The organism is Micromonospora sp. U56 (assembly GCF_018070095.1).
GTDB classification, from domain to species: Bacteria; Actinomycetota; Actinomycetes; order Mycobacteriales; family Micromonosporaceae; genus Micromonospora; species Micromonospora purpureochromogenes.
Window position 1 is genome coordinate 1 of record NZ_JAGPYL010000149.1, and the last position, 14,551, is coordinate 14,551.

Here is a 14,551-nt window from a genome sequence, read left to right on the forward strand (position 1 = left end):
CACGCTCCCAGCGTCAGACAAACTGACGGACTCGAAGTTCCAAGGAAGGTCGACGTCGGCGGGCGACCACCGCCGATTTTCACGCACGGCACGGGCGTCGCGACAGAGTCATCGGGGACAAACTGACAGTGTGCGCCTACGACTGATCAGCCATCCCGCCGAGCCACGGTGGGAAGGTACGCCTCTCGGCCTCTGCGTCGTTCTCATAGGCCCGTGAAACACCCCGCTCGGATGCTGGCTCCAGACTTGCCGAAACCCGTTGAACTGCCGATCGACGGTGGTGTCCTCCGAGCCCACGCAGGCCATCATGACAGTCGTAACTGTGGGCCTGTACAGCAGTCCGTACAGCCAAGCCGGCCGACGTGCACAGGTGGCGAGCGACCGTCGCCGACCAGTCGAGCAGGCCAGCGGCGATGGTCGACGCTGGAAGACAGCTGCCGCGATTTTGCAAGGCAGCGCTCTGGTCCGGGTTGACTCAGTCGAGCTCCGCCCCGTCAGGGAGGCTCGACGGTCTACGACTGCCCGACTATGAGATCCGCCGCTCGAGAGATCTACCTTGCTCGGCCGCGACCTATGATGCGTCAGCCTCGCGGGAGCTGCGCAATGCGCCGATGGCAACCAGTCCCGCACCGGCGAGCGCGATTGCCGCCTCTATGGCCGACGACACCTGAGGGAAGCCTTCCGTTGACGTGCTCACCCTCACGCCTACCCCGAGGAAGGCGCCGTCGGGAGGCTTGGCCATAAGCCACCAGCCTGACCACGCTGCGGCGAGATCCGAGTAAGCGCAAGCCGCTCCGAGTGACAGCAGGAACAACCCCACCGGGAGCAGCCAACGCCGGTCGGCCCGCCACCCTGACAGCGCGAGTGCCCCCATGGTCACGAGGGCAGCGAGCAGCGCCGGCCACACCGTCCCGAGCAGGTCGAGCAGCGGATATCGGCTGAACTCCCGCGCGGCGCTCAGCCCGAACCCGGCGAGTAGCAGCAGCGCGAGGACTGCCGTCGCCACACCCCGCCGCCTGCCGCGTGACGGTAGCGCCAACGCACCGGCCGCGAGGCCGAGAACGCCAAGCGCCAGACCCAGCGCGGCGAGCCTTTCCCGGTTGATCATCTCCCGCCAATGCGCCAACATGGACGTCTTCGCTACCCCTTGGCCGTATGTCAGCCAGCCTGCTTCATCGACCTGCTCCTGGTACCAGAGCAGTCTCATCGCCGCCACCACGGCAAGTAGCCCGATACCGGCGGCGACGGCCCACCTCACGCGGCGCACAGCTCGATCCGCCAGGACGTAGCCGAGCAGTGCGAGCAGCATGACTAGGCCGAACTGCAGCGACGCGGCTGGCATGGCGAGCAGCGCCGCCGCAACCGAGAGCAGACCAGCCGCGACGGATGCAACGAGCAGGCCGAACGAAAGACGCATGGCCAAGATCGTGAACATGAGCCGGAAGTGCGCGTAGACCCAAAATGTGGGGCGGGCCGGGATCGGCACCAATTCGTCGGATAGTCGAATGGCGAGATGGCCGCGTCCCTGCTGTCACGAGCGCCGCAACTGGGTCACCCTAGGTGATTTCGCCCGTATCGGATGGGCGCCCGGCCGTCGTTCGGGTAGGTGCCGTCGTGTTCGCCCCGGCTGCGGCGACACCGTTCCGACCGATCAGGGTGGCGGCGGCATGAGCTGCCGGTCTTCGTCGCGATCACGATCCCGGACGTGGAGATGGCTCAAGGATTAAGGCTCATTTTCGATGACCTCGCGGTCGACTACGACGTGCTCAGCCTGCCAGGTCACCAGCCGATGCCGATGGGCTTCCGCCTGTCGGTCCACTCTGCAAACGGCTATGTCCCACGCTGACCGTCGCCGGAGCGTGGCAACCGGTGGACCGCAGTTGAGCTTTCCCGCTTGTCCGGGCGGCCTGATGTCCGGGGGCCGGGGGAAGCTCAGGGCAGCCCTCGCCCGGCACGGGTGAAGTGAGCGTTATCGCGTCAGTCCCGATCAAGGGAAGTGGGCCAGAACCAGTTTTCACCGGCGCCGACGCCGCGCGGGCCGCGAGAAGCATCGTCGCTACGTACGATGTCGCTTCCCGACGTTGGAGCTGCGATGCGAAACCATGTGTGCGCCGGCCTGCTGGCCGCCGTCTTCGCCCTTGCCGGCTGCACGGTGGCGGAGCGGACGACGGCGACCACGTCGGCGTCGCGGTCGTCCGGCGTCGCCGCTCCGCATTACGCCCTGACCGCGCAGGCATGCTCCGCGATCGACTTCGAGGGCCTGAAGCCAGTGGTCCAGCTGTCCCCTGCCGAGGATCCGGTCTCCAGCAACTGGCTGGTCCCGGCCAACTTCCTGTACGCAGGAGGCGTCCAGTGCACCCGGTCCTACGGCCCGGCGAAGCGGCCTGCCGTCGTGGTCAGCGTCGGCATGGCGACCTACCAGTCTCCGGAGGGCTCACGCCTGGCGTATGACACCCGCCTGGTCAAGGAGACAACCGAGGGTGCGCTGCCTGGTGTAGAGCTGATGTCCCACCGGCACGACGACACCAGCGACGCCCTCTACCTCCGAGACGGCAACCTCTTCGTCGAGGTCATGGTGACGCCCCTCGGAAACCGTACTTTCGCCCAAGCGGGCCTGGGCCCGGACGTGGCGTCCGCGGTCGAGGCGTTCGCCGCGCGGCTGGTCGACCGGCTCCGCACGGACTTCGCCGGCTAACCCCCAGCGCCGGAACGCGCCTGCAATAGCGACTTACCAAGCGAGAGCTGTGCCCGCTCACGCCAGAGCCCGGTGCGTGTACCCGCGGTACGTGGACGAGCTCACGCGAGGCGCGGGCGGGCCTCACGTGAGGGGCGGGTTGTCGGTCGTGTCGCTGTGTCCCGTGCTGCTGCTTCTCGTTCTGTCGCAGGGCTTCCTCGATAGTCCTCGAGGTCGGCCGCCCCTTACCGGTTCATCGGTGGGCCAAGGCTCAGAAGGCAACAGCGCCGAACGGCTGCGCGCCCTGGTCGCGGTCGACGTGCCGGACGACGACACCGGCGAGGAGTCGGTGCTGGCGCTGATCAAGTCGGTGCGCGGCAACGTCAGCTTGGAGTCAATGCTCACCGAGATCCGTAAACTGCGCGCCGTCCGGGCGATCGGGCTGCCTGACGGGCTGTTCGCCGACGTTGCCCCGCAGGTGCTCGCCGGCTGGCGGTCGCGGGCGATGGTGGAATCTCCCTCGCACCTGCGCGACCATCCCGAGCCGTTGATTCTGACCCTGCTGGCAAGCTTGCTGCACTCACGGCTGCGGGAAATCACCGACACTCTGGTGGAGCTGCTGATCTCCACGGTGCATCGCATCGGGGCCCGCGCGGACAAGAAGGTTACCGAGGAGTTGGTGAATGCGTTCAAGCGGGTCACCGGCAAGGTAAACATCCTGTTCGCCATCGCCGAGGCCTCGCTGGACCGGCCGGATGACGTCGTGCGGCAGGTGGCCTACCCGGCCGTGACCGGCGGCGAGCAGGCCCTGCGCGAGCTGGTCCACGAGTTCAAAACCAAGGGCCCGGTGTACCGACGCACCGTCCAGACCACGCTGAAAGCCTCCTACTCGAACCACTACCGGCGAGGGCTGATCGAGCTGCTGGACGTGCTCGAGTTCCAGTCGAGCAACGCCACCCACCGGCCGGTGCTCGACGCCTTGGATCTGATCAAGCGGCACGCGGACGGCCGGCTAACCTACTACCCGGCCGGCGAGACGGTGCCCAGCCACAAGGGCGTGCTCGGCGACTGGACTCAGCTGGTCTTCAAGGACGCCGGCAGGGGCGGCCGCCGGGTGGTGCGCAGCGTCTACGAGATCTGCACCTTCCAGGCGCTGCGGGAGCGGCTGCGCTGCAAGGAGATCCGGGTCGTCGGCGCGGACAAGTGGCGCAACCCCGACGAGAACCTCCCGCACGACTTCGAGACCACCCGGCCGCGCACTACGTCGCCCTGCGCAAGCCGCTGGACCCGACCGCATTCATCGACCAGCTCCGCGACGAGATGCGCTAGACCCTATCCACGCTGGACACCGTCCTGCCGCGGCTGCCCTGGCTGGAGATCGTCGACCGGGGCAAACAGGGCGCGATCAAGCTGACCAACCTGGACGCCGCGCCGGAGCCGCGGAACCTGCGCCGGCTCAAGAACGAGGTCCGCACCCGGTAGGGCAGCGTCTCGCTGGTAGCCGTGGTAGCGATCTGGTTGACGATGCTGACCTCGCCCTTGCCGAGGCGGACTTCGGCGTCGAGGAGCCCGCACGCTTCGCCGCAGCGGGGTCCGAGGTAGGCCATGAAGTGCAGCAGGGGGTGCAGGTCGGGGGCGTCGTCGGCGGCGTAGCCGAGGAACTGGGCGAGGTATCGTCGGTCCACACCATGACCGGGCCGGAAACCTCACCGGTGGCCTTCCACCGGTCGACGCGTTCCGGTTCCCCCGATCGGCTTGGCTCGAGCGTTGGGGTCTTGACCCCAGCATGGCAGGGTTCGGGATGGCGCTGACCACTTTGCGGGCGAGGGCGTCGTTGAACGCCTTGCGCAGGGTGGCGCGGATGCGCGAGATGGTGGCAGGCCTGGCGGGTCGCACTCCTCTCACGCTGGCGCGGGTGGGCGGGGTCGGGGCTGGCTTTCGCGGTAGCGATGTCGGCGTTGCGTTTTTTTGATCCTGTCGATGAGGTCTTCGATGTGGTGGGGCGGCCAGGCGCCGTCCGCAGCGCTATCCGGGGCGCTTCGCCGCCAAGCCGGTGCACCGCTGTGCGTTGGCGAGCTTGTCGAGGATGCGCTGCTTGCCAACCCCGGTGGCCGGCACCGGCTGGCCACTGCCGGAGACCGTCGCCGGGACGAACTGGCTGTCCACCACGGTCCGGTCGCGTACGACCAGGTTCAGCACCCCGGAGTCCGTGCTGTGCGACTTGCCGTACCAGAGGAAGTTGCCCAGTCCGTAGTGCACGTAGGTCTGGCCCAGCCAGCCGCCGGCCAGCAGCGTGTGCGCGTGCGTACCGACCACGATGTCGGCGCCGGCCTCGGCCAGCCTTCCGGCGAACGTCTTCATCTCCCCGCTCGGGCACGAATTGCCCTCGACGCCCCAGTGCATGAAGACGATGACCAGGTCGGCCTGCTCCCGCGCCGAACGCACCGCGGCGGTGGCCCGGGCGGGATCGAACGCCATCGCCACCCCCGGTCGGGCGTCCGTCGCCCGCCACGACCCGGCCAGGTCATGCACCTGTGACATGCCGAGCACCACGATCCGCAGCCCTTGTACTGTGGTGAACCAGGGCGCATACGCCGCGTCGGCGTCGCGGCCCGCGCCGAACACCGGATACTGGGCTTCCGTCGCGGCGTCGAGGGTGTCGGAGAGCCCCTGCTGGCCGTAGTCGAGGATGTGGTTGTTGGCGATCGACGCCGCGTCGACTCCGGCCGCGCGCAGCGCCGCGAAGGCGGTCTTCGGAGCCCGGAAGTGGTACGTCTTCGGCTGCGGGGTGCCCCGGTCGGTCACCGCCGTCTCCAGGTTGAGCAGCGTGACGTCGGCGTCGCGCAGCGTCGACGCGATCGCCCCGAAGGCCGTCTCGGGATCATCGAGCAGGCGCAGGGTACGGCCGGTGAAGTGGACGTCACCGGCGAAGGCCAGCCGCACCTCGACCGGCGCGCTCGGCTCCGGCGTCGCGGTGCCGGTGGCCGACGGCGTCGGACCCGGCGTGGCCCCGCGCCAGACCGGCGGCGGGCCGGTCGATCCGGCGGCGCATCCGGCCAGCCCAACGCAGACCGCGACCGCCGACAGCGCCGCCAGCGAGGTACGCGCCGTCCTGCGGATCACCCGGCCGAGGGTACGCGCTCCGGGCGACGCCCGTGACCCGGCGGCCACCACCTACCGCCGGATCGCCGCCTCCATCCAAAGTGGATGGCTGGCCGGCGGCGGCGCTTCGACATGACCAGGAGGGCTTTCTGGGAAAGTTCGTGGCGTCCCGGCAGGGCGACACCCGTGTCGCGGGACGCCGGCGGAACCGGACCCGCGGCCGGCGGCTCGTCGCCTGTGGAGGTGGTGAACATGCGTACCGATGTGTTCTCGCCGTACTGGCCACCGCGCTGCTCGGGCTGGTCGGCGGAATGGTCCTGGCCCCGGCTCCCGCGTACGCCGGCAACTGGGCAGTCACCGCGCTCGATCCGGTGCCGGACCGGATGGAGCCAGGCAAGGGGTACACGGTCGGCATGTGGGTGCTCCAGCACGGCTTCCACCCCTCCGAGGGCGACCTCGGCAAGGTCGCGCTCCGGCTGGTCGACGCGGAGGGAACGGACCAAGACTCAGAAGGCAACAGCGACCGAACACCCGGTGGAGGGTCCGGCAGTCGATGGGCCGGGTCGGGTCGTGCTTCGATAACGCCGTCGCCGAGGCCACCTTCTCCACCATCAAGGTCGAGTACGTGCACCGCCGCCAGTTCCGCACCAGGGCAGAGGCACGCATCAAGATCGCCACCTGGATCACCGACTTCTACGACCGGCGCCGGCGCCACTCGGTCCGCGACGGGCTCTCACCGATCAACTACGAACGATCAACGGCCCGGGCGCTGAAGGCTCAAACCGCATAACGGAGTCCTCCACGCTTCCCAGGGGATTGACACTGAGCTGCGGCAGGAGAAGAAGATCCTGCGGAAGGCAGCCGCCTATTTCGCAAAGGAGATGGATCGGTGACCAGCCGCTTCCGTTTCATCTCCACCCACCGTGCCGCCTACGGCGTCAAGCGGCCCTGTCGGGTCCTGGCCCTCTCCCGCTCCGGGTTCCGCCGGCCAAGATGGGTGGAGCTGATAGCGTCAGTTAGGACAAGTCTCGACATCCGCAAATCGGGGTAGCTATGGTTCGTAATCCGAAAGACGTATTTGCCCACCATGCGCAGGCCCTCGCGGCCGAGGATCTGGACGAGATCGTCGCCGACTACACCGACGACGCCGTCTACATCACGCCGGCGGGTGTCCGGCGCGGCAAGGCGGGCGTGCGAAAGGGGTTCGAGGAACTCCTGACCGATTTGCCCGGGGCACGCTGGGAGCTGCCGACCCAGATATTTGAGAATGACACACTGTTCCTCGAGTGGGCCGCGGATTCACGGAGGAACCGGGCAGTCGACGGCACCGACACGTTCGTCTTCCAGGATGGGCTGATCCGCCTGCAGACCGTGCGCTACACCCTCCTACCGAAAGACTGACCGGCACCGCGTCCGTTGGGCGCCCTCCAGAGGCCAGCACGGCAGCGAAATGTCTTGACTGGGCTTCTCCGCCAGGGCGCGCCTGCTGTGATGACCGCACGCCTCACCGGTGCTCAGGTCACGTCTACTTTGGATCCCTGTCCTGAGAACCCGGGGCACCTCAGCCAGGCTGAGCAGGGCTTGGTAGACGTCAGCTCTGCGTTCGTAGCGGGCCGATTGAAGCAGTCCGCCCAGCCGGGTCAGCGGCGGTTTGAGGATGAGTAGCTGCTACCGTTGGCGGCCGAGGGCGTCTATCCGCCCCCACCGTCCAGGAATGTCGAGCAGTTCGAGCCGGCCAATCAGCTTCGGCAACGCGGGCCGGATAATCAGATGATCAGCGTGCGGTTCAAGGCCGAGAATGATTCGCAGCAGCAGCAGCGGGGCGCCTGATGACAACGCCCGAGGACTGCAGGCGGCCGGATACTCGACCGGGTACTCCGTCAGCGCTCGGTCATAACCGGCGAACGCCTCCGGTAGCCGCCCGTCGAAGAACTCGGCCGCCTCGATCATCGCCTCAGCGATCCGCCCCGCCTCTTCTGCAAGGCCGCAACGGCGCAATCCCCAGGCGATGAACGAGTTGTCGAAGGGCCACACCGTACCCACGTGACGGCCGACCGGATTGTACCGCCCCGCATCCACGGCCAGGGTCCGCACGCCCCAACCAGAGAACAACTTCGGGCCGAGCAAATGCTCGGCGACCTTACCGACCCGGGACTCATCGACGATTCCGCTCCAGAGCAGATGGCCCATGTTCGACGCGAGTGCGTCGACCGGTCTGCCCTCGGCGTCGAGGGCGAGGGCATAGTACTGCCGATCCTCAATCCAGAAGTCCCGGTTGAACCGCTCCTTGAGGTCGGCGGCCTCTCGCTCCAGCCGGTCGGCATACGCTGGGTCACCCCAGAACCGTCGGGCCAGCCGGGCACCTCGGAGCTTGGCGTCGTACGCGTAACCCTGCAACTCGCAGGTCGCTCGCGGGAATCCGGGCAGCTGGCCATCGTTGTAGGAGATCGAATCCCAGGAGTCCTTCCAGCCCTGATTTACCAGGCCGCTCTGCTCGTTGCGGCGCTGATACCAGACGTAACCATTGCCCATGATGTCGGCGTACGTGTCGAGCCAGGCGAGCGCGGCACGTGCCTCGTATTCGAGCTCGTGCACCACGACGTCGTCACCGGTCCAGCGCTCGTACTCGTCGAGCAATATCACGTAGAGCGGGGTGGAGTCGGCGCTGCCGAAGTATGCCGTGTGTGGCTGCTCCTCGAACACGGCCGACTCCCCGTAGCGGAACTCGTGCAGGATTTTCCCCGGCTCCTCCTCGCGGAAATCGTCCAGGCGGCTGCCCTGTGGAACTGCCAACGCGAACAGTGTCGCCTCGGCGAGCTCCGGCAGGAACGGCAGCGCCTGCAGGCTGGTGAGGATGCTGTCCCGACCGAGGACCGTCATGAACCACGGCAGGCCGGCCGCCATCAGTGTCCGGATCCGCCCGCCGGAGACCAGCGGTGTATAGCGCAGCGCGGCAAGATCGATGATGCTCCTTCGGTACGTCCTCAACAGTGGCTCGAAGTCGGACACCAGAGTCGGTGCCTGGTCCAGCCAGTGCTGCAGATCCTCCCGCAGCTTCCGCTTTGCCCGGCTGATGGGTTGGCCACGCAAGCTCAGGCGAACCTCCTGCCCATCCGGGCCCAGCGTCGCCACACGCAGTTGGGTGACCCACTTCCCATGCGGTTCGAGTCGGATGGCAAAGGTCAGCCCATTCTCATCGATCTCTGCTGACGCACTGGACGAGATCACCGTCTCTCGGCGGAACGCCTCCCGGTCGTAGCCCAGCCGCAGGCACCCGTCGTCGATACGCGCGAAATACCTGCCTTTCTTTTGTCGCATGTCCTTGATCTCGAACAGATCGGCGAAATCGCTGCCCACCTCCAAGCGGACAGTGAGATCGACCAACTTGTTCTCGTGATTGAGAACCGTCAGCTCCTCGTCAAAACCTGCGCCAACCGAACGCTGACGGATCACTGTCACCTTCGCGTCGATGTAGTGGGTCGGGGCGCCCAGAACGAGATAGAACCGCGTCTCGTAATACTGAAGATCATTGACAGCGAGTGCCGTCAGTCGCTCGCCATTGATACTTAGATGCCATCTCGACAAGAATCTGGTGTCAAACGAGAACAACCCGGTGGGCAGCGACGGCGACGCATCAATGTCGCCATTGCCGTCGCTGATCACGAAAGTATTGCCATCCAGGATACTGATCAAGTCGCTCATCGTGCCAGGCTCCCGGGCCCGCTGGCCAGATTTCGTGGGTCACGTGCCCCAACAGGCCCTGGAAAGAGCCGTTCGAAGGCGCGGAACAGGTCAGTCCTTCCCGCGATGTAAATCCGATATCCCAACCACGCCACGATCGCATTCCCCTCGCCCGTGACAAAGCGGCGGAACAATGTCTTGTCAGCCCGGATGAGACACTCGGCGTCACGCTTCTCCCGCGATACGTCCATGTCGCCATCTTTGATGTCGACGAACCAATATTCAATCCGCCCGTCCGCAACCAGATCGCAGCGGATAGTTCCCGTGATCTTCCTAACCGCTGTGTCATGCCGCAGGGTGAGCGCGGTGAAGAACTCCGCAATCGGGTCTGCCATCCGCCATCCCCTCCCCTCCGCCCGCCTCGATCCGATAACCGTTAGTCAAAATCACCTCACCAACGGTAGCGTGGATCACTCTCAGCGGGTGAGATTCGGGCAGGACCAGCGTCGATGATTGTCGGCACGCAGGATGCGGTAGAGGGTGGAGATCGAGGCCAGGCAGGCGGCTTCATCGAGCAGCGTCGCGAATACCTCGGTCACGGTGGTGTCGACGAACCGGTCGCTGTCGAGCACCGCCAGGACGTGGGCGCGTTCGGTGTCGTTCGCCGCCCTCGCCGACCCCGTCAGCCGCGCCTACTACGAGCCGTAGCGACCCCGCCCAGCGGCTGACAGTCTGCCCGCAGAGGCCGCTCCGGGCCGGCGACTGCCCGCCAGGTGACCTTGGGAGTCCACCAACTTTTTGGGAGCGGGCAGCGCGAAGGCATCGCTCAGCTTCGACGGTAGATCTTCATGTGCTCGCACTCGCTGTCGGGGTTCTCAGCGGCTCCGACCAGGCCCACCGCCGCCAGCACCTCGCAGACACCCGACCGGCACAGCTGATGATCGACTTACATAATCGGCATGATGCGCGCGTACCGGTCTGCTGGCGAGCCTCCTCGCTGGGCCCGCGCCCCGGCATGCTTTTTCTTCCTTGCACTGACGTCGTCTCTCTAGCAGGTCAAAGCTCCTGGCGGCGAAGTCCGCTCCGTCTTTTCCGGCCGCCTGTTTCGTGGTAGAGCCCATCCGCGTCAGCTCTCTGATGTTGTCGGCAGTCTCATAGATTTCCGCTTGCTGCAAGAGGCCATATTTTCGACGACCCAGCAGTCAATTGCGGGTGTCGAGCAGCCGGGCCGGGCTCAGCGGGACGAGCCGGCCCGCCGTGGCGGTCAGCGCGCCGGTGAGGTACCCGGCCACGTCCGCGACCAGGTGCAGGCTGGACTTCGTGTACAGGTTTACCCGCTCGGTCCCGGAAAGCGGGACGACGACCAGTTCGGGATGACCTGACCGGCGGTCTCGATGTTCAGGTTGGAGGCCATCGGCCGGAGCTGGTCCGCCGGCCACACGGTGACGTAGCCACCGGCTGCGGGGGCGACCGCCGTCACGTTCAACGCCACCGCGGTCGCACCGGTCGCCGGTACGCCCCGCGCCCGGTGACCTGGAGAGTGATCATCGCCCCTGCGGCAGGCTTGCCCCCCGCGCAGCCGCTCAGCCGGTCGGGCCCTGGTAGCCGTAAGCGGCGGCCCCCACCGTGTCCTCGTTCTCCAGCCCGGAGCCGATCGCGCCGCCGACGGTGGCCAGCGAGCTGGTGATCCAGGCGAGCGTCAGGTAGTCGCTGAAATCGACCGGCCGTTGCAGGGTCTGTTCCAGCACGGATGTGTCGATCAGCCGCGAGGCGAAAGTTCCCCGGCGTCGGCCTCGCCGACCACCCGGCGGACGGCGGCAACCCGGCTTGCCATCTCGGCCGGTGCCCAACCGGCCGGCGGCACCCGCTGGTCCGAAGCGTCGGTGAGTAGTCGGCTCACCAGATCCGGAACGGCCGCGCGGGCTGCACGCAGCTGGCCCAGTCCCAGCGCGGGCAGGGACACCATCGCGACTCGGCGACGGGCGGAGGTCTGCGCGACCAGCGGCACCCGCTCGGTGTGCAGCGGCAGGTCGGTCAGGCAGATCGCGACGTCCCACCGATCGTCGGTGCGCCGTCGGGCAAGATCGTCCAGCAGCGCCTCAACGCCGCCGTCGCGGCGCGGCGCCACCTCACCCCAGCCTTCCCGGACGGTCCACCGCACGCCGGCGTCCACCCGCTCGGAGAGCCGGCCGGCCAGCTCGGCGCTGAGCCGCGCGGCCACCCGGGCCGGGTGGTCCGGCGGGGTCGCCACCAGTCCGACGACGACCTCCGGGCGGTGCTGTTCACTGTGGGTCATCGGTGCTCCTCACCGATAGCCGGGCTCGTCGTAGGTCTCGTCCGTGGCGGCCCACCCTGCCGGCACGTCGGCGGGCGGCCACCGGCCTTCGACAAGGTGATCTACAAGCAGCGCAACGTCGTGGAGCGCTGCTTCAACCGGCTCAAGCAGTGGCGTGTCGCCGGACGTCCGTCACGGCCGTCTGGCATTCCCGATATCCGCCGCTTGCCACCGGATCCGATGACACCCTGAAGCGGGGAGTGCGGTCGAGCTCAGGAGAGGCGGCATCGGGATCACGGTGAACGGCTTCTGATGCGTACCGCGTTGATCGTGTTGGCCGCGCTGACGGCGGCCGTGGTCGTGGACCTGGTCACCGGCGTGCTGATCCGCCGGGGTGCCCGTGGCCGCTACAAGTGGCTGCTGGAACCGCTGCGGCACGCCTGCCGCCGCCCGGCGGCCACGGTCCTGCTGGTCGGGGCGCTGTACTACGCGCTGCCGCCCGGACCAGCCCAGTGGCAGCGTTATCTGCGGCACACCATCCTGCTGGTCCTGATCGCCCTCAGCTCGTGGCTGGTGATCAGGACATTGAACGTCGTCGAAACGGTGGCGTTCAGCAAGCTGCCGAGCGATCTGGTCACCAGCCGGCGGATCCGGCGGGCCCGGACCCAGATCCGCCCCGTGCGGCGGCTCACCGTCGCCGTGGTTACGGTCGTCGCAATCGGCCTGATCCTGATCACCTTCCGGCCGGTACGCCTCGCCGGCATCTCCATTCTGACCTCGGCCGGCGTGATCGGCGCGGTGATCGGCCTCTCCGCCCGAACCGCGCTCGGCAACGCGTTCGCCGGCATCCAGATCGCCTTCGCCGACGGAATGCACGTCGGCGACGTGCTGGTGGTGGACGGCGAATGGGGCCGGGTCGAGGAGGTGAAGCTGACCAACGTGGTGATCCGGCTCTGGGACGACCGGGTGCTCATCCTGCCGACGACATACTTCACCGAGCGGCCGTTCCAGAACTGGACCCGGAACGAGTCCCGGGTGGTCGGCAAGATCCAGATCCATGTCGACCACACCGCCGACCTGGACGACCTGCGCCGGGAGGCACGCCGACTGGTCGAGTCCTCACCGCTGTGGGATCGAGACCAGTGGGTGCTCCAGATGGTCGACGCCACCCCGCAGACCGTGGTCATCCAGGTGCAGGCCTCGGCCGCGGACGGCGCCAGCGCCTGGGACCTGCGCTGCGACCTGCGCGAGGGACTGGTCCGCTACCTGCGGGACCAGCATCCCCAGTGGCTGCCCCGCACCCGCAGCCAGTACCAGCCCTGACCGGCGGGCCGTGTCGGGCGCCAACCGGCCCCCGCCGAAGTACACCGGCTGCCTGCCGGGAGTGCGTGCGCCGGGAAGCGCCAGCGTGTACCCGGTGATGTTGCGAGGATCGGTGCTGCCGCGTCGGAGTCGGACCAGCACCCCTGCCTCGCGTAGCCGGGCGAAGAACTCCTCCTCGGATCCGGCGGCCACGCCGTGCGTACGCGCCGGCGCAGGTCGTCGCGGGACGTCTGAGCCCGGCCGGTGCGACGGGCCTTGCTGACCTCGACCGGGTGCGGGCGGCGGTGGGCGGTGCGGTCAGCCGGCGGCACCCGGCGGTGCAGGTTGTAGCGGCGGGCGACGTTGTAGGTGGCCTTGACGCAGAGCGGGTAGTCGTTGCGCAGCCAGTTGGTTCGGCCGTCCTCGCGCACCAGCGTGGCGACGATGTGCACATGGTCATCGGCATTCCGCATGGCGATCCACCGCAGACCCGGATCGGTGGCGGTGGTGGCGACCCCGACCCCGGCGAGCATCTGCACTGCCATGCTCTCCCAGATCGTGTCACTGACGCGATCCCGGCGCCGTTCCTCGGGCGCGAGCCGCATGCTCGCGTGCCAGACAAAATTGTTCGGCGACCGGCAGCCCGCGCGTACCGGCTGCTCCAGCAACGCCGCCAGCGCACGGAAGTCCCGCTTACCGCTGGCGGCGACCTTGGGTTCCAGGTCGGTCAGGGTGCCCGCGCCGTCCCAGGCGGCCACCGAACGCGGGATGACGTCGGCCGAGGTGCTCGAGCAGTTCGGCTGGGAACTCGTCAGCATCTCCGAGTTCGCCAGCAGCAGGATGGTCTACGCCATCATGCGCCGCCGGTGACTGAACCCAGCTCCCGCACCGACTCCCCCACAGAAACGGGACCGACGGCCGGGCGCCTGCCGGAGCCAGACCCAAGCGGACGACTCATCCAGCCGCGTCAACCCTGACCTGCCGCAGCGCTACTCCACGGAGCCGCGAAGACGTCATGTCCGCTCGTGGTCGTCCACGTCGCGAGGATCGGGCTGCTCCCAATCTGCTCCCAATGTAGGGGACAAGCGGCAAGAAGCCCGTTACCGGCATTCCCGGTTCCGAGCTTCTGACCTGGACATATTCATGGTGGGCGATAGTGGGATCGAACCAGTGACCTCTTCGGTGTGAACGTCGATCTCGCCTGTCGCCAGTTCACAGCCGATACCACGTGATGTCGTCGCGTGCGCTCCAGCCGCCGCCGGAGGTCGCCCCGTGATGGATGACGCCAGACCTGTTGCTGATTTCTTGCTGACACAGCGACCGAGGGGTCTGGCCGCGACCGGCTTAGGCAATGCTGCTGCCAGACGCTGGCACCCGGTGGGGAACCAGGCTGCCCGGCGGATCACCGTCGGTGGCACGACACAGGCTTGTCGCGTGGCTTTTATCCAACGACCGCCAAGAAATCCGAGTAGAACAGGCCCAGGCCGACCGCCACGCAGACGCCGGCCACGATCCAA

General features: G+C 67.6%; 15 protein-coding genes and 1 pseudogene. 7 read left to right on the forward strand and 9 right to left on the reverse strand.

Annotated features, from left to right (window positions below):
• Positions 1-571 precede the first annotated feature (571 nt).
• On the reverse strand, positions 572-1,435 hold the full coding sequence (locus tag KBX37_RS30275; RefSeq protein WP_247659292.1) for an aminopeptidase: 864 nt from the start codon (positions 1,433-1,435) through the stop codon (positions 572-574).
• Positions 1,436-1,705: 270 nt separating this feature from the next.
• Here KBX37_RS30275 and KBX37_RS30280 point away from each other — a divergent pair, with 270 nt between their 5' ends.
• The 3 genes from KBX37_RS30280 (at position 1,706) to KBX37_RS30290 (ending at position 4,088) form a co-directional block, all read left to right on the forward strand.
• Complete coding sequence (locus tag KBX37_RS30280) at positions 1,706-1,846, forward strand: hypothetical protein (protein ID WP_210779283.1); 141 nt, start codon at positions 1,706-1,708, stop codon at positions 1,844-1,846.
• A gap of 246 nt (positions 1,847-2,092) precedes the next feature.
• Complete coding sequence (locus KBX37_RS30285; RefSeq protein ID WP_210779284.1) at positions 2,093-2,695, forward strand: hypothetical protein; 603 nt, start codon at positions 2,093-2,095, stop codon at positions 2,693-2,695.
• A 163-nt stretch (positions 2,696-2,858) separates the two neighbouring features.
• The gene (locus KBX37_RS30290; RefSeq protein WP_210779285.1) at positions 2,859-4,088 is read left to right on the forward strand and encodes a hypothetical protein; all 1,230 of its coding nucleotides are present in this window, start codon (positions 2,859-2,861) and stop codon (positions 4,086-4,088) included.
• Here KBX37_RS30290 and KBX37_RS30295 read toward each other — a convergent pair.
• Positions 4,000-4,359, reverse strand: a complete 360-nt coding sequence (locus KBX37_RS30295) for a hypothetical protein (RefSeq protein WP_210779286.1) — start codon at positions 4,357-4,359, stop codon at positions 4,000-4,002. The two genes, KBX37_RS30290 and KBX37_RS30295, sit on opposite strands and share 89 nt — an antisense overlap.
• 340 nt (positions 4,360-4,699) lie before the next feature.
• Positions 4,700-5,797, reverse strand: a complete 1,098-nt coding sequence (locus tag KBX37_RS30300) for a CapA family protein (RefSeq protein WP_307849272.1) — start codon at positions 5,795-5,797, stop codon at positions 4,700-4,702.
• Positions 5,798-6,038: 241 nt separating this feature from the next.
• Here KBX37_RS30300 and KBX37_RS35345 point away from each other — a divergent pair, with 241 nt between their 5' ends.
• Complete coding sequence (locus KBX37_RS35345; RefSeq protein WP_256440393.1) at positions 6,039-6,566, forward strand: integrase core domain-containing protein; 528 nt, start codon at positions 6,039-6,041, stop codon at positions 6,564-6,566.
• A gap of 263 nt (positions 6,567-6,829) precedes the next feature.
• Positions 6,830-7,177, forward strand: a complete 348-nt coding sequence (locus KBX37_RS30310; protein ID WP_179805582.1) for a nuclear transport factor 2 family protein — start codon at positions 6,830-6,832, stop codon at positions 7,175-7,177.
• 267 nt (positions 7,178-7,444) lie between these two features.
• On the opposite strand, the gene KBX37_RS30315 is transcribed toward KBX37_RS30310, so the two are convergent.
• From KBX37_RS30315 to KBX37_RS30330, 5 genes are all read right to left on the reverse strand, one after another.
• The gene (locus KBX37_RS30315) at positions 7,445-9,478 is read right to left on the reverse strand and encodes a glycogen debranching N-terminal domain-containing protein (protein WP_210779288.1); all 2,034 of its coding nucleotides are present in this window, start codon (positions 9,476-9,478) and stop codon (positions 7,445-7,447) included.
• Positions 9,475-9,852: an SCP2 sterol-binding domain-containing protein gene (locus KBX37_RS30320; protein WP_210779289.1), complete on the reverse strand. Its 378-nt coding sequence runs from the start codon at positions 9,850-9,852 to the stop codon at positions 9,475-9,477. The genes KBX37_RS30315 and KBX37_RS30320 overlap by 4 nt, the downstream gene beginning before the upstream one ends.
• 81 nt (positions 9,853-9,933) lie before the next feature.
• Positions 9,934-10,089 (reverse strand): hypothetical protein, encoded by a 156-nt coding sequence (locus tag KBX37_RS30325; RefSeq protein WP_210779290.1) that lies wholly within the window; start codon positions 10,087-10,089, stop codon positions 9,934-9,936.
• 951 nt (positions 10,090-11,040) lie between these two features.
• Positions 11,041-11,205 (reverse strand): hypothetical protein, encoded by a 165-nt coding sequence (locus KBX37_RS35040; protein ID WP_247659293.1) that lies wholly within the window; start codon positions 11,203-11,205, stop codon positions 11,041-11,043.
• 11 nt (positions 11,206-11,216) lie between these two features.
• Positions 11,217-11,753: a hypothetical protein gene (locus KBX37_RS30330; RefSeq protein ID WP_247659294.1), complete on the reverse strand. Its 537-nt coding sequence runs from the start codon at positions 11,751-11,753 to the stop codon at positions 11,217-11,219.
• Positions 11,754-11,822: 69 nt separating this feature from the next.
• On the opposite strand from KBX37_RS30330, the pseudogene KBX37_RS36140 reads away from it, so the two are divergent.
• A pseudogene (locus KBX37_RS36140) lies at positions 11,823-11,909 on the forward strand (IS5/IS1182 family transposase); the annotation flags it as partial.
• Between the two features lie 135 nt (positions 11,910-12,044).
• The gene (locus KBX37_RS30335; protein ID WP_210779291.1) at positions 12,045-13,055 is read left to right on the forward strand and encodes a mechanosensitive ion channel family protein; all 1,011 of its coding nucleotides are present in this window, start codon (positions 12,045-12,047) and stop codon (positions 13,053-13,055) included.
• Here the strand turns inward: KBX37_RS30335 and KBX37_RS30340 are convergent.
• Positions 12,995-13,792 carry a hypothetical protein gene (locus tag KBX37_RS30340; RefSeq protein ID WP_210779294.1) on the reverse strand — a complete coding sequence of 266 codons (798 nt, stop codon included), beginning with the start codon at positions 13,790-13,792 and terminating at the stop codon, positions 12,995-12,997. The genes KBX37_RS30335 and KBX37_RS30340 overlap by 61 nt on opposite strands.
• Between the last annotated feature and the right edge of the window lie 759 nt (positions 13,793-14,551).

What these genes read in the sequence shown, in the direction of transcription:
- KBX37_RS30275 (WP_247659292.1), bottom strand. Translation starts at nt 1,435, where the DNA reads ATGTTCACGATCTTGGCCATGCGTCTTTCGTTCGGCCTGCTCGTTGCA.
- KBX37_RS30285 (WP_210779284.1), top strand. Translation starts at nt 2,093, where the DNA reads ATGCGAAACCATGTGTGCGCCGGCCTGCTGGCCGCCGTCTTCGCCCTT.
- KBX37_RS35345 (WP_256440393.1), top strand. Translation starts at nt 6,039, where the DNA reads ATGTGTTCTCGCCGTACTGGCCACCGCGCTGCTCGGGCTGGTCGGCGG.
- KBX37_RS30310 (WP_179805582.1), top strand. Translation starts at nt 6,830, where the DNA reads ATGGTTCGTAATCCGAAAGACGTATTTGCCCACCATGCGCAGGCCCTC.
- KBX37_RS30315 (WP_210779288.1), bottom strand. Translation starts at nt 9,478, where the DNA reads ATGAGCGACTTGATCAGTATCCTGGATGGCAATACTTTCGTGATCAGC.
- KBX37_RS30320 (WP_210779289.1), bottom strand. Translation starts at nt 9,852, where the DNA reads ATGGCAGACCCGATTGCGGAGTTCTTCACCGCGCTCACCCTGCGGCAT.
- KBX37_RS30330 (WP_247659294.1), bottom strand. Translation starts at nt 11,753, where the DNA reads ATGACCCACAGTGAACAGCACCGCCCGGAGGTCGTCGTCGGACTGGTG.
- KBX37_RS30335 (WP_210779291.1), top strand. Translation starts at nt 12,045, where the DNA reads ATGCGTACCGCGTTGATCGTGTTGGCCGCGCTGACGGCGGCCGTGGTC.